General features: G+C 72.7%; 20 protein-coding genes. 7 read left to right on the forward strand and 13 right to left on the reverse strand.

Annotated features, from left to right (window positions below):
* Positions 1–256 precede the first annotated feature (256 nt).
* Positions 257–1,030 (forward strand): MBL fold metallo-hydrolase, encoded by a 774-nt coding sequence (locus LNW73_RS05485; RefSeq protein ID WP_250989149.1) that lies wholly within the window; start codon positions 257–259, stop codon positions 1,028–1,030.
* The gene (locus LNW73_RS05490; RefSeq protein WP_250978443.1) at positions 1,027–1,665 is read left to right on the forward strand and encodes a DedA family protein; all 639 of its coding nucleotides are present in this window, start codon (positions 1,027–1,029) and stop codon (positions 1,663–1,665) included. The genes LNW73_RS05485 and LNW73_RS05490 overlap by 4 nt, the downstream gene beginning before the upstream one ends.
* Positions 1,666–1,689: 24 nt before the next feature.
* Here the strand turns inward: LNW73_RS05490 and LNW73_RS05495 are convergent, their stop codons facing one another.
* From LNW73_RS05495 to LNW73_RS05505, 3 genes are all read right to left on the reverse strand, one after another.
* A complete protein-coding gene (locus tag LNW73_RS05495) occupies positions 1,690–2,685 on the reverse strand; it encodes an MBL fold metallo-hydrolase (RefSeq protein ID WP_374118040.1) in 996 nt (331 codons plus the stop codon).
* A gap of 73 nt (positions 2,686–2,758) precedes the next feature.
* Positions 2,759–3,934 carry an aminotransferase class I/II-fold pyridoxal phosphate-dependent enzyme gene (locus LNW73_RS05500; protein ID WP_250989151.1) on the reverse strand — a complete coding sequence of 392 codons (1,176 nt, stop codon included), beginning with the start codon at positions 3,932–3,934 and terminating at the stop codon, positions 2,759–2,761.
* A 236-nt stretch (positions 3,935–4,170) separates the two neighbouring features.
* Positions 4,171–4,827 (reverse strand): HAD family hydrolase, encoded by a 657-nt coding sequence (locus LNW73_RS05505; protein WP_250989152.1) that lies wholly within the window; start codon positions 4,825–4,827, stop codon positions 4,171–4,173.
* Between the two features lie 60 nt (positions 4,828–4,887).
* Between LNW73_RS05505 and LNW73_RS05510 the strand changes: the two genes are divergently transcribed.
* Entirely contained in the window at positions 4,888–6,375 is a 1,488-nt protein-coding gene (locus LNW73_RS05510; protein ID WP_250978439.1) for a bifunctional phosphatase PAP2/diacylglycerol kinase family protein, read from the forward strand.
* 70 nt (positions 6,376–6,445) lie between these two features.
* On the opposite strand, the gene LNW73_RS05515 is transcribed toward LNW73_RS05510, so the two are convergent.
* Entirely contained in the window at positions 6,446–6,898 is a 453-nt protein-coding gene (locus tag LNW73_RS05515) for an SseB family protein (RefSeq protein ID WP_250978438.1), read from the reverse strand.
* A gap of 117 nt (positions 6,899–7,015) precedes the next feature.
* Between LNW73_RS05515 and LNW73_RS05520 the strand changes: the two genes are divergently transcribed.
* Positions 7,016–7,618 carry a GNAT family N-acetyltransferase gene (locus LNW73_RS05520; RefSeq protein WP_250989153.1) on the forward strand — a complete coding sequence of 201 codons (603 nt, stop codon included), beginning with the start codon at positions 7,016–7,018 and terminating at the stop codon, positions 7,616–7,618.
* A gap of 48 nt (positions 7,619–7,666) precedes the next feature.
* Here the strand turns inward: LNW73_RS05520 and LNW73_RS05525 are convergent, their stop codons facing one another.
* Positions 7,667–8,734, reverse strand: a complete 1,068-nt coding sequence (locus tag LNW73_RS05525; RefSeq protein WP_250989154.1) for an RNA ligase (ATP) — start codon at positions 8,732–8,734, stop codon at positions 7,667–7,669.
* Positions 8,735–8,845: 111 nt separating this feature from the next.
* Complete coding sequence (locus LNW73_RS05530; RefSeq protein ID WP_250989155.1) at positions 8,846–10,237, reverse strand: M48 family metalloprotease; 1,392 nt, start codon at positions 10,235–10,237, stop codon at positions 8,846–8,848.
* 163 nt (positions 10,238–10,400) lie between these two features.
* Between LNW73_RS05530 and LNW73_RS05535 the strand changes: the two genes are divergently transcribed.
* Positions 10,401–11,435, forward strand: coding sequence for a ketopantoate reductase family protein (locus tag LNW73_RS05535; RefSeq protein WP_250989156.1), 1,035 nt, complete (start codon positions 10,401–10,403; stop codon positions 11,433–11,435).
* Positions 11,436–11,451: 16 nt separating this feature from the next.
* On the opposite strand, the gene LNW73_RS05540 is transcribed toward LNW73_RS05535, so the two are convergent.
* Complete coding sequence (locus tag LNW73_RS05540; RefSeq protein WP_250989157.1) at positions 11,452–13,494, reverse strand: DUF5107 domain-containing protein; 2,043 nt, start codon at positions 13,492–13,494, stop codon at positions 11,452–11,454.
* Between the two features lie 127 nt (positions 13,495–13,621).
* The gene (locus LNW73_RS05545; protein ID WP_250989158.1) at positions 13,622–13,762 is read right to left on the reverse strand and encodes a hypothetical protein; all 141 of its coding nucleotides are present in this window, start codon (positions 13,760–13,762) and stop codon (positions 13,622–13,624) included.
* On the opposite strand from LNW73_RS05545, the gene LNW73_RS05550 reads away from it, so the two are divergent.
* Positions 13,761–14,174, forward strand: a complete 414-nt coding sequence (locus LNW73_RS05550; protein WP_250978431.1) for an ankyrin repeat domain-containing protein — start codon at positions 13,761–13,763, stop codon at positions 14,172–14,174. The two genes, LNW73_RS05545 and LNW73_RS05550, sit on opposite strands and share 2 nt — an antisense overlap.
* An 80-nt stretch (positions 14,175–14,254) precedes the next feature.
* Here LNW73_RS05550 and alc read toward each other — a convergent pair whose 3' ends face one another.
* The 4 genes from alc to LNW73_RS05570 form a co-directional block, all read right to left on the reverse strand.
* Positions 14,255–15,403 (reverse strand): allantoicase, encoded by a 1,149-nt coding sequence (gene alc / locus LNW73_RS05555; RefSeq protein ID WP_250989159.1) that lies wholly within the window; start codon positions 15,401–15,403, stop codon positions 14,255–14,257.
* A gap of 78 nt (positions 15,404–15,481) precedes the next feature.
* Positions 15,482–16,405 (reverse strand): LysR family transcriptional regulator, encoded by a 924-nt coding sequence (locus tag LNW73_RS05560; RefSeq protein ID WP_250978430.1) that lies wholly within the window; start codon positions 16,403–16,405, stop codon positions 15,482–15,484.
* 43 nt (positions 16,406–16,448) lie between these two features.
* Positions 16,449–17,861 (reverse strand): DEAD/DEAH box helicase, encoded by a 1,413-nt coding sequence (locus LNW73_RS05565; RefSeq protein WP_250989160.1) that lies wholly within the window; start codon positions 17,859–17,861, stop codon positions 16,449–16,451.
* A gap of 157 nt (positions 17,862–18,018) precedes the next feature.
* Positions 18,019–18,222, reverse strand: a complete 204-nt coding sequence (locus LNW73_RS05570; RefSeq protein ID WP_069779708.1) for a cold-shock protein — start codon at positions 18,220–18,222, stop codon at positions 18,019–18,021.
* Positions 18,223–18,566: 344 nt separating this feature from the next.
* Between LNW73_RS05570 and LNW73_RS05575 the strand changes: the two genes are divergently transcribed.
* The gene (locus LNW73_RS05575) at positions 18,567–19,601 is read left to right on the forward strand and encodes an alpha/beta hydrolase (RefSeq protein WP_250989161.1); all 1,035 of its coding nucleotides are present in this window, start codon (positions 18,567–18,569) and stop codon (positions 19,599–19,601) included.
* Between the two features lie 16 nt (positions 19,602–19,617).
* On the opposite strand, the gene LNW73_RS05580 is transcribed toward LNW73_RS05575, so the two are convergent.
* Positions 19,618–20,580, reverse strand: coding sequence for a helix-turn-helix domain-containing protein (locus LNW73_RS05580; RefSeq protein WP_198359525.1), 963 nt, complete (start codon positions 20,578–20,580; stop codon positions 19,618–19,620).
* Positions 20,581–20,583: the final 3 nt, after the last annotated feature.

Consider the following 20,583-nt stretch of genomic DNA (forward strand, 5'->3'; position numbering starts at 1 on the left):
CGCCACCGCCGCAGCACGCCCAGCTCACCTCACGTCCCGTTCCGCGGCCCGGTCACCGGCACCGCCGGCTCCGGGAAACTGCTCCACGCCGTCCACCCTGCCACAACGTCCCCCGGCCGCCGGTCAAGCCACCCCCGGCGGCCACCCCTGGCGGGCACCCCCGGCAGGCGCTCCCGCACCGGCCAGGTGATCGGCATAGGGTCGGGGACAGCGGGCAGGGGCGGACGGACGACGGTGCGGCGGAAGGACGGTTCCGGTGGCGGTGGAGATCACGTGGTGGGGGCATGCCACGGTGACCGTGCGGGACTCGGGCGTCCGGGTGCTGACGGATCCGCTGTTCGTGAGCCGGCTCGCGCATCTGCGACGGCGGCGCGGGGCCGTGCCACCGCCCGAGGCGGCGGTCGCGGACGTCGCCGTCGTCTCCCATCTGCACGCCGACCATCTGCATCCCGCCTCGCTGGCCCGGCTCTCACCCGGCACGCGGGTACTGGTGCCGCGCGGCGCTCCGCAGGCCGTGCCGGGGCTGCGGCGGCTGCGGGAGCTCGACCTGGTCGAGGTGGTGGCGGGCGACGAGGTACGGGTCGGCCCGCTGACGATCCGCGCGGTGCCCGCGGCACACGACGGGCGGCGGCTGCCGTACGGTCCGCACCGCGTCGCCGCGCTCGGGTACGTCGTGCACGGTGAGGCCCGGACGTACTTCGCCGGGGACACCGGGCTGTTCGACGCGATGGCCGACGAGGTCGGACCCTGTGACGCGGCGCTGCTGCCGGTCGGCGGCTGGGGCCCGTTCCTGGGCACGGGGCATCTGGACGCCGGACGGGCCGCGCAGGCCCTGGCCCGGCTCGCGCCCGGAGCGGCGGTCCCGATCCACTACGGAACGTACTGGCCGGTGGGCATGGACGCGGTCCGGCCGCATGAATTCCACTCCCCGGGCACCGAGTTCGTCCGGCAGGCCGCGCTGCTCGCGCCGGAGGTGGCCGTGCACCGGCTGGACCACGGCGAGAGCGTACGGCTGGCGGCGGCACGGTGATCCGCTTTCTCGCGGAGACGGCGTCGTCCCCCACCTCGCAGACCACCCAGCAGGCGGTCGGCTATCCGACGCTCTTCCTGCTGGTGGTGCTCGGCTCGCTGGTGCCGGTGATCCCGACCGGGGCGCTGGTCAGCGGCGCGGCCGTGGTCGCCTTCCACCAGACGTCGCCGTTCGCGCTCGCGCTGGTCTTCGGGGTGGCGGCGCTCGCCGCGTTCCTCGGCGACGTCGGTCTGTACTGGCTCGGGCAGCGCGGGATCCGCTCCAGGAACGGCTCGCGCTGGCTGCATCGTCTGCAGAGCCGGGCGGATCCGGATCATCTGGCCAAGGCCCAGCGGCAGCTCGACGAGCACGGGGTGGCGGTCCTGGTGCTGTCCCGGCTGATCCCGGCCGGCCGGATCCCGGTGATGGTGGCCTGTCTGCTCGGCGAGCTGCCGCTGCGCCGTTTCGTGCGCGGGGACATCGCGGCCTGTCTGGCGTGGGCCGCCGCGTACCAGCTGATCGGGATCGTCGGCGGTTCGCTCTTTCCCGAGCCCTGGCAGGGCGTGGCGCTCGCGGTGGGCATCGCCTTCCTCGTCGCGCTGGTGCCGCAGGTGTGGCGCCGGGCGGGGCGGAAGGCCGGCCCGCCCGGCGAATAGCGAATAGCGAATAGCGACAGTCGGCTACGGCTCGCGGCTCAGTACCCGTGAGGCCCCGACCGGCAGGTCCCAGAGCCCCTCGCGGGGACGTCCGGTGGCGGCCCAGGCCGCCCGCACCCGCGCCAGCGGTTCGAGCGGCGGCTCGGCCGAGAGCAGGAACGTGGCCCAGTGCATGGGCGCCATGGCGGCGGCGCCCAGGTCGAGGCAGGCCTGGACGGCCTCCTCCGGGTCGGTGTGGACGGGGCTGAGCATCGCCCGGGGGTCGTACGCGCCGATCGGCAGCAGCGCCAGGTCGATGCCCGGATGGGCGCGGCCGATCTCGGTGAACCAGTGGCCGTAGCCGGTGTCACCGGCGAAGTAGACGCGCTGCCCGTTCCGGTCGGACAGCACCCAGCCGCCCCACAGCGAACGGCAGGTGTCGGTGAGGGTCCGCTTGCTCCAGTGGTGCGCGGGCACGAAGTCGAGGCGCACACCGCGCAGTTCCACCGCCTCCCACCAGTCGAGTTCCGTGACGTGGGTGAAGCCGCGGCGGCGGCACCAGCGGGCGAGTCCGGCGGGGACGAAGAGCGGGGTGTCGCGCGGCAGCCGTCTGAGGGTGGGCGCGTCGAGGTGGTCGTAGTGGTTGTGGCTGATGACGACCGCGTCGATGTGCGGCAGTTCCTCCCAGGCGACACCCACCGGGGTGACGCGGGCCGGGGTGCCGAGGATCTTCTCCGACCAGACGGGGTCGGTGAGGACGGTGAGCCCGCCGATCCGCAGCACCCAACTGGCGTGCCCGGCCCAGGTGACGGCCACGGTGTCGGCGTCGACTTCCGGCAGCGGGCCGGGTTCCACGGGCAGCCCGGGAACGGTGGCGAGGGATTCGGCGGTGGGGCGCAGGCCGCCCTCGCGCAGGGTTCTGGCCATCTCGCGGAACCCGGGGAGCGGGGCGGTGAGCCGGTCCGCGAAGGATCTCGGCCATACGCGGCGTTCACCGGGCGGACGTGGCTCGGCGAGGGCGCGCTCGGTCTGATCGGTCATCGAGTCTCCCATCCGTTGGCGGCGCGGGCTCGGACGGGCGCGGTGGGACGCGCCCCCGGTCACCGACCGTAGTTCAGCCGGCCGTCAGTTCGGTGAAGGCCGCCTCGAGTTCTGTCAACGCTTGGGAGACGTGTGGGACTTCCAGCGGATCGATCGCGTCGAGTGCGCCCCGCCGTTCCTGGTCGGTGCCGCCGTGCAGCGGGCCGGTGTCGATCCTGACCCGGAGCGCGGCCGGGTCGTCGCCGAACCGGTGGCCGCCGAGGACCCGCCGGCCGAGCCGCAGGGAGAGGTGGCGTTCGAGGGCGGGCGCGTCGGGGAGGTCGTGGGTGTCGTGGGAGGTCAGTTCGGCGTAGAGCTGGAAGCCAGCCTGGGGCGGGCGGCACAGGGCGCCGGCGCCGGTGACGGCACGGTACGCGCCGGCCCCGACGGCCGCGTGCAGCCGGTTCGCGGCGGCGGTGTGGGCGCGTACGTCGTCCGGTTCGGTCAGGGCGTACGACGCCGCCGAGGCGACCGGCGCCAGCAGGACGGCCCGCATCTCGGCGCAGCCCCGCGCCACCCGCTCCCGCAGTCCGGTGCCCTCGTCGGAGTCCGGGAACCTGGCCAGCGCGACCGGACAGCAGGTGGGCGCGAGGGATCCGCCGAGGTCGGTGAGGACGATGGTCCGCTCGGGAAGCATCTCGGCGGGGCTGAGCAGCACCGTGCCGGGGTCGTGTCGGGTGTCGCTGTACGTCTCGTCGGAGACCACGATCAGCCCCGCCTCGGCGGCCGCCTCACAGCTCTCGTGCAGCAGCTCGGGCGAGGTGACGGTGCCGGTCGGGTCGTCCGCCGGCGACAGCAGGAGCACCCGCGGGTCCGCGCCCTCCGTCCGCGCCCGGCGGACGGTCTCCAGCAGGGCGAACGGGTCCGGTGCCCCGCCGCCCTCCGCCGGCGTCGGTACGGCGAACACCTCGCGGCCGAGCAGCCGGGCGACGGGCGCCTGCCAGGCGGCGGAGGGCCGGGCGAGCACCAGACCGCCGCCGGTGGCGGCGAGGATCGCGAGCAGCAGCGGCTCGGCGCCGGGTGCGGCCACGATGCGCCCCGGATCGGTCCACAGCCCGCGGCGTCCCCAGTACCCGGCCGCCGCCTGCCGCACCGCCGGGCTGCCGCCGGCCGGTTCCGGCCCGCCGCCGCCCACGAGGTGCGCGGTCCAGTACGCGGGGACGGGCAGCCCCGGATCGGGCCTGAGGTCGTACGGGGTCGTCCCCTGCATCCGTGCCTCCGGTGGGTCAGTGGCTGCGGCCACCTTCCCAGTCGGCGCGCGCGCCACAGGAGTGCCATGCCCTCCCGCCGCGCCGCCCACCCGTTTGCGCCGGGGCCGGGTTCGCGTCGATCCGACCGTGAGCGGCTCGGGGGAGACCCGGTCCGGCTCGGGTGTGACTCGGGTCCCGCTCCCGCGCGGCTCCCTCAGAGTCACGCGCGGCTCCCTCAGAGTCACGCGCGACTCGCTCAGAACCCGCCGAGCAGGAGTTCCGGCAGGTCGCGCATCTCGTCGAAGACGACCGTCCCCGGGCCTTCGAGCCAGGCCCGCGGCGTGAGCCCGCCGTAGTAGCCGAAGGCGCGCATGCCCGCCGCGCGGGCCGCTTCGACGCCGAAGCGGCTGTCCTCGACCACGACGCAGTGGGCCGGGTCCGCGCCCATCGCGCGGGCAGCGTGCAGGAAGAGGTCGGGGGCCGGCTTGCCGTGCTCGACCTCGGACGCGCTGAAGATCCGGCCCTCGAAGCGGGAGTGGAGGCCGGTGAGCCCGAGCGAGTGCCGCAGTCCCGGGTGGGTGTTGCTGGACGCGACGCAGGTGGGGAGGGTGATCAGGCCGAGGGCCTCGGTGATGCCGTCCACGGCGGTCAGTTCGGCCTCGAACACCGACCGGTACCAGGGCCGGTAGCGGTCGTACCAGCCCTCGGGGAGCGGCCGGCCGAGCTGCTGCTCGATCGAGGCGGTCAGGTCGCGGTGCGAGCGGCCGACGAAGCGCTCGACGATCTCGGCCTCGGTCAGCGGCCAGCCGAGTTCGGCCAGCATCAACGCGTCGACGCGGACGGCGAGGCGCTCGCTGTCCACCAGGACGCCGTCGCAGTCGAAGATCACCAGGTCTATTCGATCATCAGCCACCCGGGCATCCTAGGGGAGCGGGGTGGTATCGATGGCCGTTGCCCGGGTAGCCGCTAGCGCATGAAGCAACGCGCCAGGGCCCAGTCCTTGAAGATGTGGGACCACCAGCTGTTCCACCAGGTCGCCAGCCGTCGCTGGCCGGGCGCCGAGCCCGTGCTGCCCCGGCTGAGCCGCAGCGCCAACCACGGGCTGCTGTGGTTCGGGGTGGCCGCCGGGATCGCCGCGGTCGGCGGGAAGCCCGGCCGGCGGGCGGCGCTGCGCGGGGTGGGGTCGCTGGCGCTGGCCTCCGCGACGGTGAACACCGTGGGCAAGCGGGCCGTCCGCCGGGCCCGTCCGATACTGGAATCCGTCCCGGTGATACGCCGTCTGCGGCACCAGCCCTTCACCACCTCCTTCCCCTCCGGGCACGCGGCCTCGGCCGCCGCCTTCGCGACCGGGGTCCTCATGGAGTCGGGCCGCTGGGGCACGGTGGTGGCACCGATCGCCGCCTCGGTGGCGTTCTCCCGGGTCTACACGGGGGTGCACTACCCGAGCGACGTGGTCGCCGGTGCGGCGTTCGGCATGGGAGCCGCCCTCGTGGTGCGGGCGCTGATCCCCACTTCGAACGGGCCGGCCGCCGACGTGGGCCCGGCCGTGAACGCCCCTTCGCTGCCGGCCGGGCGCGGGCTGTTCGTCGTGGTCAACGAGGCGTCGGGACCGCCCGCGCTGCTCAACCCGCCCGCCGACCGGATCCGCGCCGCGCTGCCGGAGGCCGGGGTCGCGGAGCGCTCGGAGGACGACGACCTGGCGGAGCTGCTGGAGAAGGCCGCCCAGCAGGCGGTCGAGCACGACGGTTCGCTCGGGGTGTGCGGCGGCGACGGAACGGTCACCCTGGCCGCGTCGATCGCCCTGCGGCACGGCCTTCCGCTGGTGGTCTTCCCGGGCGGAACCCGCAACCACTTCGCGCTGGACCTCGGCATCGAAACGGTCGAGGACGCCGCCGCGGCGGTCGTGGCGGGCACCGCGGCGGCCGTCGACCTCGCCACGTACACCTCGTACGACACGCCGGGCGGCGCCGAGGCCGTCCCCTTCGTGAACACGTTCAGCATCGGCTCGTACCCGGAGCTGGTGCGCATCCGCGAGCGCTGGTCGCGGCGGGTGGGCAGCTGGCCGGCGAGCGTGCTGGCGGCGGTGCACGTGCTGCGCACGTCCGAGCCGGTCGACGTCGAGATCAACGGGCGCCGCCGGTCGGTCTGGCTGATCTTCGCCGGGAACTGCGAGTACTCCAGTGTCGGGCTCGCGCCGGTGCGCCGCCGCGATCTGAACGACGGGATCCTGGACGTACGCATCGTGGACGGCGGACCGTTCGCCCGCACACGGCTGCTCGGGGCCGCCGTGACCGGCTTCCTCACCCGCTCCCCCGTGTACTCCGCCGCCAAGCTGCGCCGGCTGCGGATCCGCGGTCTGGCCGCGGGAAGCCATCTCGCCTACGACGGCGAGGTGGTCCCCGCGCCCTCGGAGCTGCTGCTGGACAAACTGCCCAGCGCCCTGGTGGTCTACCGGCCGTGAGCCTGCGGGACGCCGGGCGACGGGATGCCGGGCGGGGCCGGGGCCGTCGCGGCCCCGGCCCGCATCCGGATCATGCGGCCGGGCCTGCGCCCGGCCCTGATCCCGACAGGGCGGCCAGCGCCCGCACCCCGGGACCGGCGATGCTCAGCGCGTCCGGGGAGCCGGTGTCGATGGAGAGCGTGAGCTCGTCGGACGGCCAGCTGCCGCTGAGGGCGGACAGCGGCACCAGCCGGTAGCGCTGCGTACCCGGCAGGGCCTGCGCCATCCGCTCCTCGGAGGTGAACACCGGCACCAGCTTGACCCCGTCCTCCTGCTCGTACACCGGCAGCTGGATCCCCTGCGGCGCCGCCGGGTCCTGCTCCGGTGCGTCGGGGTCGGGGTCGCCGGGTCCGCCGGGAACGGGAAGGAGCACGTCACTGAGGGCGAGGGTGCTCAGTGCGATCACGTTCTCGCCGCCCTGGGCGATCTCGTGGAGGGCTTGCTGCGCCGGGGGCAGGGCGCCATTGGAATGGATGTCGGTCATGGCTACGAGTCCTTTCGGCGGCTGAACCTCCCGCGTACCCCACCGAGGGCCGGAACATGCCGTCCAGGATCCAGAACCGGCTGGCCGGACCGAGGGCGCTGTGGTTACGGTGCGTGCATGGTTGCCAAGTCGCCCTCGCCCACCGTCCTGACCGGCCGCTTCGTCCGGCTCGAACCGCTCGGACCGGAACATGTGCCGGATCTGTTCGCCGCCGGAGGCGGTGACGAGGAGGTCTGGCGCTGGCTGCCCGCGGAACCGCCGCGCACGGAGGAGGAGCTGCGTGATCTCGCGATCACGGTCTGCGCACAGAGCCGGGAGGCGGGCGGTGTCGCCTACGCCGTGATCGAGCTCGGCAGCGGCCGGGCGGTCGGCTGGACGACGTTCCACGAGGTGAGCACCGTCGACGAGCGGCTGGAGATCGGCTGGACCTGGTACGGCCGCGCCTACTGGCGCAGCCCGGTCAACACCGAGACGAAGCTGCTCCTGATGACCTACGCCTACGACGACCTGGGCATGGGCCGCATCATGTGGAAGACCGACCTGCTCAACACCCGCTCCCAGGAGGCGATCCTGCGGCTGGGCGCGCAGCGCGAGGGCGTCTGGCGCCGCCACCGGCTGCGGTCGGACGGTGTCACCTGGCGTGACAGCGTCTTCTTCTCGCTCCTCGCGGACGAATGGCCGGACGCGAAGCGCCGGCTCCGCGCCCGCCTGGACGGCTGACGGGCGCGGAGCGGTGCTGACGGGCGCGGTCTCACGCGTCGCACGCTCTCACTCGTACTCGGTGCCGCCCTTGCGGGTCAGATAGGCGTCACTGACGACCTTGGCGATGGCCCGGCCACCGACCACCGGGCTGTAGCGGTCGTCGGCGGTCCGCACCACGACGCCCTCGCGCACGTGCAGCCCGCGCCCGGAGACCGTCTCCGCGCCCTGGGCCAGCTTCAGCGCCGTGTCCAGGTCGAAGGGGCCGCTGAACAGGACGGGCACCAGCGGCAGTTCGCCCGCCAGCAGCTCGTGCGGATCGAGCCAGCGGACCTGCCCGTCGATCTCGGCCGACACGTCGAAGGCCGCGAAGGCGGGCACGTCGTGCCGGCCGTCCTCCCCGTACCCGAGGTCCTGCACGCCGGCCCCGTAGACCTCGCCGAAGATGCCGACCCGGGACGCGCCGAGCCGCGCCGCGAGCCGGGCGGCGACGGCGGGCAGGCCGTGGCCGCGCACGGCGCGCCAGTACAGATTGCCGTCGGCCTCCTGGAGCGCCAGCCGCTGCGAGCCCAGCCCCTTGGAGGTGACCTGGATCCGGCCGGTGTCCGCGAAGTAGCTGAAGCAGCACGCGGTGCCGTGCAGCTTCTCGGTGATCACCACCTGGTCGCCGGACGCGAAGATGTCCGGATAGCGCTTGAGGTTCTCGATGTCGGTCCACGGCAGCAGATCCGGCGCGGCCTCGACGTCACCGCTCATCGACACCGGGATCGGCGGCACCCACTTGACGATGCCCAACCGCTCCGCGAAGTCCTCCCCTTCGGCGGCGGCCCGCTCCAGATCCGTGCCCGCGAGCACTTCCGGCCGGCACACGATGCCCTGCGAGAGCTCACCGCGCAGCCGCACCGCCCGCACCCGGTTGGCAGCCGACCCCGCGAGCCGGCCGGTCAGCCCCAGCTCCCCGATGAGCCCCTCGGGCAGCACGGCCTGCTCGGGTATGTACACCGCGAACTCACCCGTCCGGTAAGCACCCTTCGCGACGACCGCCCGATAGAGCCCGACCTGCGCCAGCTCCAGCGCGTCCGCGTTCGGGTGCTCGTGGATCGTGAGCCGCTCGGCGCTCACACGCAGCGTGGACATGCGGTAACCCTCCCCCGTCATACGTCAAGGAACCGGCGAACGCGGGCTCCTGCCACCACTCTCGCTGCCGGAACGCCGCCTCGGCCAGCGGATTTCCCGGGGCGGCGCCCGCTACAGGTCCCTGATCACTTCGCGGGCCAGCCGTGTGCGGGCCGGGGCGAGTTCCCCGTCGATGGCGGCGGCCGCGTCGGCGTCCAGGATCACCGTGGCGGGGAGTTGGCCACCGTCGGCGATGAGGGAACGGCGCAGATGGGTCGGCGGATGGGTCGCGTCGACGGTGTGTCCGCGCAGCACGCTGACGCGGCGCAGCCGGTCGTACTCCCGGTCGGGGATCGATGCGATGCGGGCGGCGAGATGGGTCCACAGTCCGGCCTCGACGGCCTTCGGGTCGACACCGGGGAGGCGGGTGCGGGCGCGGATCGCCTGCGTACGGAGGTCGTTGCTGACGGACTCTCCCGTCAGCAGCCGGTCGAACAGGCCGACGGCCGCCTCACTGGAGCCGGTGCCGGCCGCCATCCGGTCCGCCAGGTACTCGGCCCGCTGGGCGGACCGGACGGTGAGATGGTCGAGGAGTCTGAGGACGCCCAGCACCGCCAGGCGCGGCAGCACCATCAGTACATCGGCCAGTGCCTCCGCCAGCCGGACCAGCCCGGCCTCGGCCGGCGGCCGGGCCGCGCGCTGCGCGAGCTCACCGAGACCGTCGGCCCTGACCATGCGGCTGTTGCGCCGCGCCGGGGTGAAGACCTCGTACCAGGTGACCAGGGAGCGCAGCGCGGTGTGGATGACGAGCCCGTGCCGGGTGTCGCCGTTGGCGTAGTGACCGAATTCGTGGCCGAGCAGGGCGACGCGCTGTTGCGGGGTGAGCGTTGCCCACAGCGGGAGTCCGATGTCGACCCTGCGGTGGCGGCGCCATCCGTACGCGCTGACGGAGGCGTTGAACCGGGCGTCGATGACGACGGCGTCCGCGGCACGGGTGCCGACCCCGCCGGCGATCTCGTCCAGGAGCGTGAACAGGGCCGGGGCGTCGGCCCGGCGCAGGATGACGCCGTCCCCGGGGAGCCGGCCCAGGCGGGGGCGCAGCGCGAACGCCACCACCAGCAGGACCAGGCCGATGACCGGCTGCACCACCGTCTCCCAGCCGAGCACGACGAGCAGGACGCCGCTGACGGCGAGGGCGACCGTGAAGAGATGGACCACGCCTGCCAGCGCGTAGGCAAGGACGCTGTGCGCATCGCGACGCGGCAGCTGGTCACCGCCGCGGGCCAGCTCTTCGTGCAACTGCTCGCCGTGGCGCCGGGCGAGAGCGATCCTGAAGGCGCCGATCCGGCCGGGCTGCGCGTCCGGCTCACCTGAGTCGGCGTTCCAGCCGCATGCGGCGCACCAGGTGGCGAAGCGCGGGTCCACCGGCACCGTGGCGCCGCAGTCCGGGCACGGATCGTCGGGCTTGCGCGGCGTGTCCCCGGCGTTCGTTCTCTTACTGGTGCTCGCGCTGATGTCGGTCATGGTCCCTCCCCGGACTTCCCCCTGCCGGGCGGCCGAACGTTACACGACGGGCACCGGGTGTCCGCAGGCCGGATCGACGGAGGGTGCGCTGGTCGCCGGGGTACCGGGAACCGGCCGGTGACCACCCTCCGGGAGGACTTGACGTGTGTGCGAGTCTCGGACGGTGCGATACATCATCATCGGCGCCGGCGCGATCGGCGGAACCATCGGCGGCAGGCTCTTCGACAGCGGCCGTGAGGTCGTCCTGGTGGCGCGGGGTGCGCATTACGAGGCGCTGCGGGACGGCGGGCTGCGGCTGACGCTGCCGAGCGGGTCGCTCAAGCTGCCGGTTCCGGTCGTCGACGGGCCGGAGGCCCTCGAACTGCGGGCGGACGACGTTCTCGTGCTGGCCGTGAAGACGCAGGACAGCGTCGCGGCGCTGGACGCGTGGGCCGGGCGGCCGGTCGTGGGCGGGGGCACGGCGGGCGGGCGGCTGGCGGTGGTGTGCGCCCAGAACGGTGTCGCGGGCGAGCGGCTCGCGCTGCGCAGGTTCCAGCGGGTGTACGGGATGTGTGTCTGGTTGCCGGCCAGCTATCTGGAGCCCGGGTCGATCGAGGCGTCGTGCGCGCCGCTGACCGGCATTCTGCACCTCGGCCGCTTCCCGGCGGGAGCGGCGGGCACCTCGGGGGCCGACCCGTTGGCGGAGCGCATCGCCACGGATCTCAAGGAGTCGGGCTTCGACGCGCCCACGCCGCCCGATGTGATGCGCTGGAAGTACGGCAAGCTGCTCAAGAATCTCGGCAACGCGCTGCAGGCCACCTGCGGCCCGCTCGACGGCGACGACGCCCACGACGTGTTGCGGCGCGCTGTCGCGGAGGGCGAAGCGGTGCTGGACGCGGCCGGGATCGACCGGGCGAGCGACGCCGAGCAGACGGCGGTCCGGGGCGATCGCGTCCAGCTCCAGCCCCTCAACGGGGTGACGCGCGGCGGCGGTTCGTCGTGGCAGAGCCTCACGCGGGGCACGGGTTCCATCGAGGCGGACTACCTCAACGGGGAGATCGTGCTGCTCGGCCGGATGGCCGGCATCGACACCCCGGTCAACGCGGCGCTCCAGCAGATCGCCAACGCGTTCGCCCGTGAGGGCCGCCGGCCCGGGGAGTTCACGATCCCCGAACTGACGGCCCTCATCGACTCCTACGAGCGGACCCGACGGGACTGACGGTGTGTTCGCACCGTCAGAGCTCCGCCGCCGGACGCATCCGGTAGTCGTACGCCTCCGGCAGCGGGTGCTCGGCGCGCGCCCGCTGCCTGATGTCGGCGGTCACCGGGCCGTCGCCGGCGATCAGCCGCTCCGCGATGGTGTACCAGGTGTCGCTGAGCGACTCCTCCGCCTCGCGGAGGTCGTCGACGACGAAACCCGTGTCGAAGATCGCCCGCGCGGCCGGCACATCGCCCTGGGCGAGCAGCACCTGTGCCTCCAGCAGCCGGAACCGGCCACGCCCGGCGTGGCCCGGTACGTGCTCGTCGAGGACGAACGCCGCGTCGTCGGCGCGGCCGACCGCGAGGAGCGCGGTGACCGCCTCGCGGGCGAGGCCGGCCGAGGCCGCCCACCAGGCGTCGTCGTCGAGCACCTCGTGGTGCGCGATGTCGGAGGCGGCCAGGAAACGGTCCGCGGCCCGTTCGAGGTGGCCGTCCTCCTGGTCGGCGACGGCGAGACAGCGCAGCACCGGCCAGGTCTCGTGCTGCGCGACGGAGCGTTCCCAGCTCCTGATGGCCTGGGCGCGGTCGCCCGCGTGCCACTGGGCGACGCCGAGGAAGTAGTCCCGGTACCACTCGTTCCCGTCGTAGGTGTCCGCGGCCTCCAGGAGTTCGCGCCACTCCGGCGCCACGAGCGCGGGGCCGGGCGGCGCGTCCGCCACCGGCCGCGGGAACATGCCGGCGACCAGCAGCTCCAGCCAGGGCTTCTGCTGCGCGCCCAGCGTCGCGGGATCGAACGGCGTGCCCGGCAGCGCGAACCGGGCCCGCTCGACCTCGAGCGCTCCCCAGCCCGAGCCGGTGGCGATGACGTCCTTCGGCTCGGTGTCCGCGTGCGGCAGCCACGCGGCGTAGGCGGCGTCGACGTCCGCGCGCGGCAGGACGCTCTCCAGCCGGTCCTCGACCGCGGCGCGGGCGGCGCTCCAGTCGTCGCCGTGGACGGCGGCCGGGTCGGCGGCGAGCGGACCGTAGGCCTCCAGCCAGGAGAACTCCGCGCCCGCCTCCATCGGTATGTGCTCCAGCTGGGTACGGGCCAGGCCCGCCTGGATCTCCAGGTAGCCGCCGGTGCCCGGCTCGGTGAGCCACTGCTGCCAGCGCCGGCCGCCGCGCCCGTTGCCCCAGAGGAAGAGCTTGCGGCCGCGCAGCCGGTCGGTCGAGGTCTGGACGAGGCCCTGCCCGGCATCGTCGAGGGCGGTGACCCAGCGGCGGTTGCCGTCCGCTACTTCGTAGAAGTAGTCGGCAGGGTGCTCGGACCGCGTCGGGTACGTGACGTCCGTACCGTCCCATTCGGGGACCGGTACGCGCCGCAGGGAGCGGGCATAGCCGAAGTGCCACGCCTCGTCGGCGGGGGCCAGTACGCGGGTGCCGTCGGTCTCCGGGACGGCGATGTTGGACCACCAGTAGACCGGCACGGTGCGGTGGTGCGGGTTGCGGATCCGGACGCCCACGTACAGGAAGTCGGAGTCCGCCGGCAGCCACATGTCGATCTGGAACGGCAGGTCGCGCAGCCGCTCCCACTCCCACAGCCGCAGCATCTCGCCGCCGTCGGGGGCGGGTACGCGGGCGGCGTGCAGGGGCGCGCAGGTGAGGGTGGTGTGCCCGGTCGCCCCGAGGTTCCACTCGACGCCGCCGGAGAACCAGGCTCCGGCCAGCCCGAAGTCGGCCGGCTGGACGACGGGGTTCCGGTAGAGCAGCTCACGGCCGGTGGACTTCTGCACGAGCGAGTGCAGCCGGCCGCCGAGGCCGGGCAGGACGGTGGCACGTACCCGGTCGTTCTCGATGACGACGGCCTCGAACCCGGCGGGGGCGCGCTCGCGGCCGTACCCGTCGAGGAGCCGTACCGGCAGGACGGAGTGCAGCGGCGCGTAACCGACCTGGCGTGCCATGTCGGCCGGGAGTCCGGCGCGTTCGCGCGGATCGAGCTGGTGCACCTCGTCGAGGGCGCGCAGCGCGGGCAGCGGGTTCTCGGGGCCGATCGGGGCAGCCGGGATGGTCACAGCGATACGTCGCACGGTCGTAGCCAAGGCCACCTCATCCAGTCACGCGGGGCCGCCGGGGAACAGGCGGCCGTCTGATGACCATGGAACAGGGTTACGGCGCCGCTGAACAGGCCCTGCCTCGGTCAGGGTTGGGCAAAGCCCACGCAATCGGTCAGAAGATCGGCTGCCCGGGACCGTCCTCGACCGTCCCGGCGACCGTCCCGGAAGGTCCGGCGGACGTCCCGTACCGTCCGGAAACCGGCGCGTTCCACGACAGGCCGTGCACGGTGATCGCCACGTAGGGTGTTCGCATGACGGATGCGAACCCCGACACCGAGCCCGCGCACGACCCCGAGGTGCTGCAGTTGGCCGGCCAGGTCTTCGACCTCGCCCGTGAGGGCGGCACGGCGACCCTCGCCGCGTATGTGGACGCGGGCGTCCCCGCGAATCTCACCAATGACCGGGGCGACACGCTGCTCATGCTGGCCGCCTACCACGGGCACGCCGACGCGGTCACCGCCCTGCTGCAGCGCGGCGCCGACCCCAACCGGCCCAACGACAAGGGCCAGACCCCGCTGGCCGGAGCGGTCTTCAAGGGCGAGGACGCGGTCGTCCACGCGCTGGTGGCGGGTGGCGCCGATCCGTCCGCCGGCACGCCCAACGCCATCGACACGGCCCGAATGTTCGGCAAGGACGAGCTGCTGAAGCTCTTCGGCGCGCAGTGATCCCCACGGGGATTCCGGCCTGACGAGGCGGTGGCCGTCATGTGCGTGACGGCCACCGCCTCACTGCATCGCTACATCGTTCAGCTGATTTCTTCGGTGCGGGTGGTGAGTTGTTCGGCGCCGCGTGCGGTGAGGGAGCCGTGCAGGCGCAGGCGGGAGATGCCGCCGTCGGGGAAGATGTCGATCCGCACCCGGGTGGCTGGGACCGGGTTGACCAGGAAACGGTGCACCGTGTCCGGCTGGAGCTTGGTCCGCGGCAGCAACTGCGTCCACTCGTCCGAACCGTCGTCCTGCACGAACAACGCCGCCCAGCCCGCCGAGTTCCCCTTCAGATACGCCGTGTCGATCTCCACCGCCCGCACCACACCCTGCGCCACGAGCCGGTACTGCACCCAGTCATTGCCCTTGTCCCGGCGACGACGCGTCTCCCACCCGTCATCCATCTTCCTTGAGCGCCCCGGCAGGATCGTGTTGACGGGTGAGGAGTAGAAGCGGTCGGAGGCGTCCTCGACCGTGCCGCCGTTCTCCAGCGCCACCAGGTCGAACGTGCCCAGCTCCGCCAGCCACCCCGGATCCGGCGCCACCTCCCCATACACCCGCAGGCGGGCCACGCCGCCGTCCGGGTGCTGGTTCAACCGCAGATGCGTGAACCGCCGATCCACCTCCACCGTGAACCCGTTCGCCGCATGACCGCCCACGGCAGTGCGCGGCACGATCGTCGTCCACTCCACACCGTCCGCCAGCAGATCCTCCGGCGACGCCGACAACGAGTGCGCGGTCGCCTCGATCGACACCGACTGCGGGTAGTTGCCGCGGAAGTGCGCGGTGTCGACGATGATCCCGCGGATCACCCCGGGCGCACCCAACCGGATCAGCGCCCAGTCATGATCCGCGTCCACCGGGTGCGGGGTGTCGGTGCCGGTGCCGCGGCGGCGGCGGGTCTCCCAACCGTCCATGATCTTGCCCTTGTGCCCGAAGTGCTCCGGATCAAAATGCGCCGGCTCCGGGATCAGCAGATTCTCCCGCTCCGCGAAGAACTCATCATTCGCCGCGATGACCCCCGCACCCAACCGCCGATCGGCAAGATCCACCAGATCCGTGAACGGCAACTCCGCACGACGGTAATCCGCATACGGATCACCCCCACCGAACGGCCGCGCATCACCGGTGAAAGAAGTCGAGGACGTGGCGGAGGAAGGGGTGCCGGAAGGCGTCTTTGATGTCGTCATGCCTCTACTGTGAGCCGACGACACCGTTCACGTCCATCGAAAGTTTCTGAACCATAGTTTCAGTTGAACTGAACGTTTTCAGTCGGCGTCCACCGGCACCGCGGGCTCCTCCGCCACCTGGCGCAGCACCCGAATCACCCGCCGCAGCAGCGGCCCCTCCTCGGATCCGCTCCGCACCACACCCACCACATGGCGGCGCGGCCGGTCGGCGTCCAGCGGGCGGATCGCGACGTGCTGCCGCTCCCCCACCGTCGCCATCCGGGGCACCAGCGCGACCCCGAGGTCCGCGGCGACCATGGCGAGGATCGCCGACCAGTCGGTCGCGGCGTGCGCCTGTTCCGGGACGAAACCCGCGTCGGCGCAGGCCGCCAGGGTGATCTCCCGCCAGGGGCCGCTGCTGCCGAAGATCCACGGTTCCTGGGCGAGGTTCGCCAGCCGCAGGCCGGGCCGTGCCGCCCAGGAGTGGCCGGCGGGCAGGGCCACGTCGAGCGGATCGGTGAGCAGCGCGATCCGGTGGAAGCGCGGGTCCCGCGCCGAGGGCGCGTGCACCGCCAGCGTCACGGCGAGATCCACGTCGCCGCCCGCCAGTTGCTCGTAGACCTCGGCGGCCTCGGCCTGCCGGACCGACAGGGTGATGCGGGGGAAGTCCTGGCGCAGCAGCCGGGACGCGGGGACGACCAGCCGGGTGATGGCCGTGGCGATGGCGCCGACGCGGACCTCGCCGGCCTCGCCCTGCGTGTAGCCCTCCAGCTCGGCTCCGGCGCGCTCCAGCTGGGCGAAGACCACGTCGGCGTGGCGCAGCAGGACGTGGGCGGCGCCGGTCAGCCGGACGCCCCGGCCCTGTGCCTCGATCACCGGGGTGCCGGCCTGCTTGGAGAGCGCGGACAGCTGCTGCGAGACGGCCGACGGCGTCATCCGCAGTGCGGCGGCCGCCGCGGTGACCGTCCCGGTCTCCTGCAGAGCCCGGAGGATCTGCAGTTTCCTCAAATCCCAGTCCTTCATGAAGGCAGCCTAAACAGCCGGCTGCCGTCATCAGGACGCGGACCTACGCTGCGGCGGGCCGCCGGCGCTGCGTGGGGCGGCCACCGCGGCCGCGGCTGCCGTACGAGGTGCGGCGCACGCGTTCGGCCGCCGGAGGTGCCGCGATGACGACCGGCACCCCGGAGGGCTCCTGCGCGCCGGTGATCCGGGCGAGCTCGTCGTCGTCCGCGCTGACCTGGGTCGTCTGCGGGGTGATGCCGGCGTGCGACATCAGGCGCGCCATCTCGCGGCGCTGGTTGGGCAGCACCAGCGTGACGACACTGCCGGACTCACCCGCACGGGCGGTACGGCCGCCGCGGTGCAGGTAGTCCTTGTGGTCGGTGGGCGGATCCACGTTGACGACGAGGTCCAGGTTGTCGACGTGGATGCCGCGGGCGGCGACGTTGGTCGCGACCAGGACCGTCACATGGCCGCTCTTGAACTGGTCCAGGGTGCGGTTGCGCTGCGGCTGCGACTTGCCGCCGTGCAGCGCGGCGGCCCGGACCCCGCTGGCCAGCAGGTCCCGGGTCAGCAGGTCGACGGCGTGCTTGGTGTCCAGGAACATCAGCACCCGGCCCTCGCGGGCGGCGATGCGCCGTGTCGTGGCCTGCTTGTCCGCACTGGCCACGTGCAGGACATGGTGCTCCATCGTGGTGACCGTGTTGGCCGAGGGATCCACCGAATGGACGACGGGATCGGTGAGGAACTGGCGCACCAGCCGGTCGACGTTGCGGTCCAGCGTGGCGGAGAAGAGCATCCGCTGACCGTCCGGGCGCACCTGCGCCAGCAGGGCGGTGACCTGCGGCATGAAGCCCATGTCCGCCATCTGGTCGGCCTCGTCCAGCACGGTGATGGCCACGTGGTCGAGCCGGCAGTCACGGCGTTCGATCAGGTCCTTGAGCCGTCCGGGCGTCGCCACGACGACCTCGGCGCCGCCGCGCAGCACACTGGCCTGGCGGCCGATCGACATGCCGCCGACGACGGTGGCCATCCGCAGCCGCAGTGAGCGGGCGTACGGGGTGAGCGCGTCGGTGACCTGCTGGGCCAGCTCGCGGGTCGGCACCAGCACCAGCGCGAGCGGCTGCCGCGGCTCCGCGCGCTTCCCCGCGGTGCGGGCGAGCAGCGCCAGGCCGAAGGCGAGGGTCTTGCCGGAGCCGGTACGTCCACGGCCCAGCAGGTCCCGGCCGGCCAGCGAGTTCGGCAGCGTCGCGCCCTGGATGGGAAACGGGACCGTCACACCTTCGCGGGTGAGCGTGTCGAGCAGCTCGGACGGCATGTCCAGGTCCGCGAACGACTCGACCGGGGGAAGGGACGGCGTGGTGCTGACGGGGAGGGCGAACTCACCCGGCGTCGCCATGGGGCGGCGGCGCGGCGCGGACTGGCTGCGGGAATACGACGGGCGATTGCGCGCGGGAACGGAGCCGGAGGAGCGGTACAAAAGAAGGCCTTCCTCGGAACGGCACGTGTCCGGGAAGACTCCGCAAAATGAAAACCGGGCGAAGAATCGCAAAAACGAGCCAAAGCAATACCGGAAAAAACGAATTGGGGCCCGCACCCTCAGGTGCGGGCCCCAACTACGTGGTGCGCGTCAAACGTCAGGCGGGAACGATGTTCTCGGCCTGCGGGCCCTTCTGGCCCTGCGTGACGTCGAAGGTCACCTTCTGACCTTCCTGGAGCTCACGGAAGCCCTGGGTGGCGATGTTCGAGTAGTGGGCGAAGACGTCAGCGCCGCCACCGTCCTGCTCGATGAAGCCGAAACCCTTTTCCGCGTTGAACCACTTCACGGTGCCAGAAGCCATGTCAATCTCCTCAATAGGTGCAGAGCCGGAAATCTGCACTGCGCAGATTCCTCGTCGCCGCATTGTGCCCATCCGGAGATGACCGGTAAAAACAAGAGTGCGCCTGAGGGTTACATCCCGTCAGGCGCACACAAAGTTCATGGGTACCAAAACTGCAACTGGGATCAAGGTAGCACGGCTGCTGCCCGTATGGGGGTTTCCCCGGTGTCTCCCGGAGTGGCGCGGGAAGCCTCGCGCGTAGACCGCGCGCGCGGCGCGCGCGTCGCGCGGGAACCAAAGCGTGCGACCTGCTCTCCTAGAAGGTGCCTTTCGTCCTCGATCTCGCGTTCGGAGCATTTCCCACCATGGATCCGCGTTCCCGGCGTCACCGCCCCCTGGTCCTGCCCGTAGCCGCCGCGCTGCTCGCGCTCGCCGCTCTCGCCGGCTGCGGCTCCTCCGGCGACGGGGGCTCCGCCCCGGCGAACGACCACCTCTCGACCGACGCCGGGAAAGGCGACGGCAAGGGCGGGCCGCGGACGCCGACCGCCGCGCCGACGCCGTCGAAGGTGCTGCTGCCGACCGGACCGAAGGCTGAGCTCAAGCTGGCGCGGTCGACGAAGGCCGGCCCGATCATGGTCACCTCGGTGCGCGGGGCGAAGTCCGGCGTCACCGGGAAGGTCTGGGTGTGGCTGCCTCCGGAGTACAGCGACCCGAAGTACGCGGCCTACGGCTTCCCCGTCGTGATGATGTACGCGGGCGGCCAGAGCAACGGCTACAACACCTGGACCGACCCCCAGCTCCCGATCCAGGAGGCCGACGTCAAGCTGAGCCGGCAGGGCAAGGCCCATCCGTTCATCATGATCATGCCCGTCCAGAACTTCAATTCCCACGAGAACGCGGCCCTGGACTGCAGCGACATCCCCGGCCAGCCCAAGATGGGCACCTGGATGGCCAAGGACGTCCCCGACTTCGTGAAGGCGAACTTCCGCACCCTGCGCAGCCGCGACGGCTGGGGTGTCATGGGCGCGTCCACCGGCGGATTCTGCAGCGCGAAGCTCGCCCTCCAGTACCCCGACGTCTTCAAGGCCGCCATCCCGATGGACGCCTACTTCGACCCGGACTCCCGCCTCTGGCGGGGTCACGAGGCCGACCGTCTCGCCAACAGCCCCAACACCCTCATCAAGCAGGGCAGGGCCGATGTCAGCATCCTCGCCACGGCGGGCAGCGGCGAGTCGTACGAGACCAACCTGGTCAAGAACTGGGTGAAGAAGGCCGTCGCCCCCGTCAGGATCGAGTACTACGAGCTCCCCGGCGGCCGGCACTACACCTCCGACTTCAAGAAGCTCATCCCCCGCGCCCTGACCTGGTTCACCGGCAAACTCGCCGGCCCGACCGCGTAGGACGCGCGGCGCGCCCTCACAGCCAGCCGCGGCGGGCGGCTATCGCGCCGGCCTGGAAGCGGTTGGCGGCGCCCAGGAGGTCGTGGAGGCGGCTGATGCGGCGGCGCATGGTGCGGACGGACCAGCCGAGCTGGCGGGCTATCGCCTCGTCCTTGAGGCCGCTGACCAGGAGGGTGAGGACCAGGCGGTCCTCCTCGTCGAGGGGGTCGTCGGCGGGGGCGTTCAGCGGCAGCGCCTGCTTCCAGCACATCTCCCAGTAGTCGGTGAGGGCGTCGAGCAGGGTGGACGGCCGGATCACCGCGGCGCGGACGTCGTTCAGGTCGAGGGAGAGCGGCATCAGGGCGAGCCTGCGGTCCGCGATGGCGAGTTTGATGCGCAGACCGGGCAGGACCCTGGCCTGTTCGCCGTGCCGGACCAGCTCACGGATGTCGTCGAGGACCCCCGGCCACTCCAGCGCCTCGGGGGCGTAGACCGCGCGGTACCGGACGCCGCGGCCGAGCGCCGTGGCCTCCACCGGGTTGGAGGTGGTCAGGGCGTACGGCGGCCGGTCCAGGGTCATGACGTCCTCGCGGGCCTCCTGCTGGAGGCGGACGAACCAGCGGCCGAGGGCCTCGCTGCCGGTGGTGATCTCCACCTCGTCCTCGTCGGTCGCGCCGGTGCGCGCGGCGGCGAAGAGCCGGGACAGCTCGGCGGCGGCCGAGCGGACCCGTTCCAGGTCGTTGCTCCTGGCCCGCACCAGCGCCTCGACCGCGGCCCCCGGCTCGATCGCGGCGTACCGGCGGCGGGCGCCGGCGAGCCGGCCGACCAGCCCGTGGTCGCGGAGCCGGTCCAGCGCCCGGGCGACCCGCTCGGCCGAACAGCCGAGGTCAGCGGCGAGTTCGGCCGGCGCCGCCGTACGCCGGGTCAGGACGGCGCGGTAGACGCTCTCGTCGAACGGATCGATGCCTGCCGCCGTGAGTTCCGGCGTCTCGGGAGTCATGGA

Origin of the sequence: Streptomyces sp. RKAG337 (assembly GCF_023701715.1) — a bacterium.
In the GTDB taxonomy this organism is placed as follows: domain Bacteria; phylum Actinomycetota; class Actinomycetes; order Streptomycetales; family Streptomycetaceae; genus Actinacidiphila.

What these genes read in the sequence shown, in the direction of transcription:
- LNW73_RS05495 (WP_374118040.1), bottom strand. Translation starts at nt 2,685, where the DNA reads ATGACCGATCAGACCGAGCGCGCCCTCGCCGAGCCACGTCCGCCCGGT.
- LNW73_RS05500 (WP_250989151.1), bottom strand. Translation starts at nt 3,934, where the DNA reads ATGCAGGGGACGACCCCGTACGACCTCAGGCCCGATCCGGGGCTGCCC.
- LNW73_RS05510 (WP_250978439.1), top strand. Translation starts at nt 4,888, where the DNA reads ATGAAGCAACGCGCCAGGGCCCAGTCCTTGAAGATGTGGGACCACCAG.
- LNW73_RS05515 (WP_250978438.1), bottom strand. Translation starts at nt 6,898, where the DNA reads ATGACCGACATCCATTCCAATGGCGCCCTGCCCCCGGCGCAGCAAGCC.
- LNW73_RS05520 (WP_250989153.1), top strand. Translation starts at nt 7,016, where the DNA reads ATGGTTGCCAAGTCGCCCTCGCCCACCGTCCTGACCGGCCGCTTCGTC.
- LNW73_RS05525 (WP_250989154.1), bottom strand. Translation starts at nt 8,734, where the DNA reads ATGTCCACGCTGCGTGTGAGCGCCGAGCGGCTCACGATCCACGAGCAC.
- LNW73_RS05530 (WP_250989155.1), bottom strand. Translation starts at nt 10,237, where the DNA reads ATGACCGACATCAGCGCGAGCACCAGTAAGAGAACGAACGCCGGGGAC.
- LNW73_RS05550 (WP_250978431.1), top strand. Translation starts at nt 13,761, where the DNA reads ATGACGGATGCGAACCCCGACACCGAGCCCGCGCACGACCCCGAGGTG.
- LNW73_RS05545 (WP_250989158.1), bottom strand. Translation starts at nt 13,762, where the DNA reads ATGCGAACACCCTACGTGGCGATCACCGTGCACGGCCTGTCGTGGAAC.
- alc (WP_250989159.1), bottom strand. Translation starts at nt 15,403, where the DNA reads ATGACGACATCAAAGACGCCTTCCGGCACCCCTTCCTCCGCCACGTCC.
- LNW73_RS05560 (WP_250978430.1), bottom strand. Translation starts at nt 16,405, where the DNA reads ATGAAGGACTGGGATTTGAGGAAACTGCAGATCCTCCGGGCTCTGCAG.
- LNW73_RS05570 (WP_069779708.1), bottom strand. Translation starts at nt 18,222, where the DNA reads ATGGCTTCTGGCACCGTGAAGTGGTTCAACGCGGAAAAGGGTTTCGGC.
- LNW73_RS05575 (WP_250989161.1), top strand. Translation starts at nt 18,567, where the DNA reads ATGGATCCGCGTTCCCGGCGTCACCGCCCCCTGGTCCTGCCCGTAGCC.
- LNW73_RS05580 (WP_198359525.1), bottom strand. Translation starts at nt 20,580, where the DNA reads ATGACTCCCGAGACGCCGGAACTCACGGCGGCAGGCATCGATCCGTTC.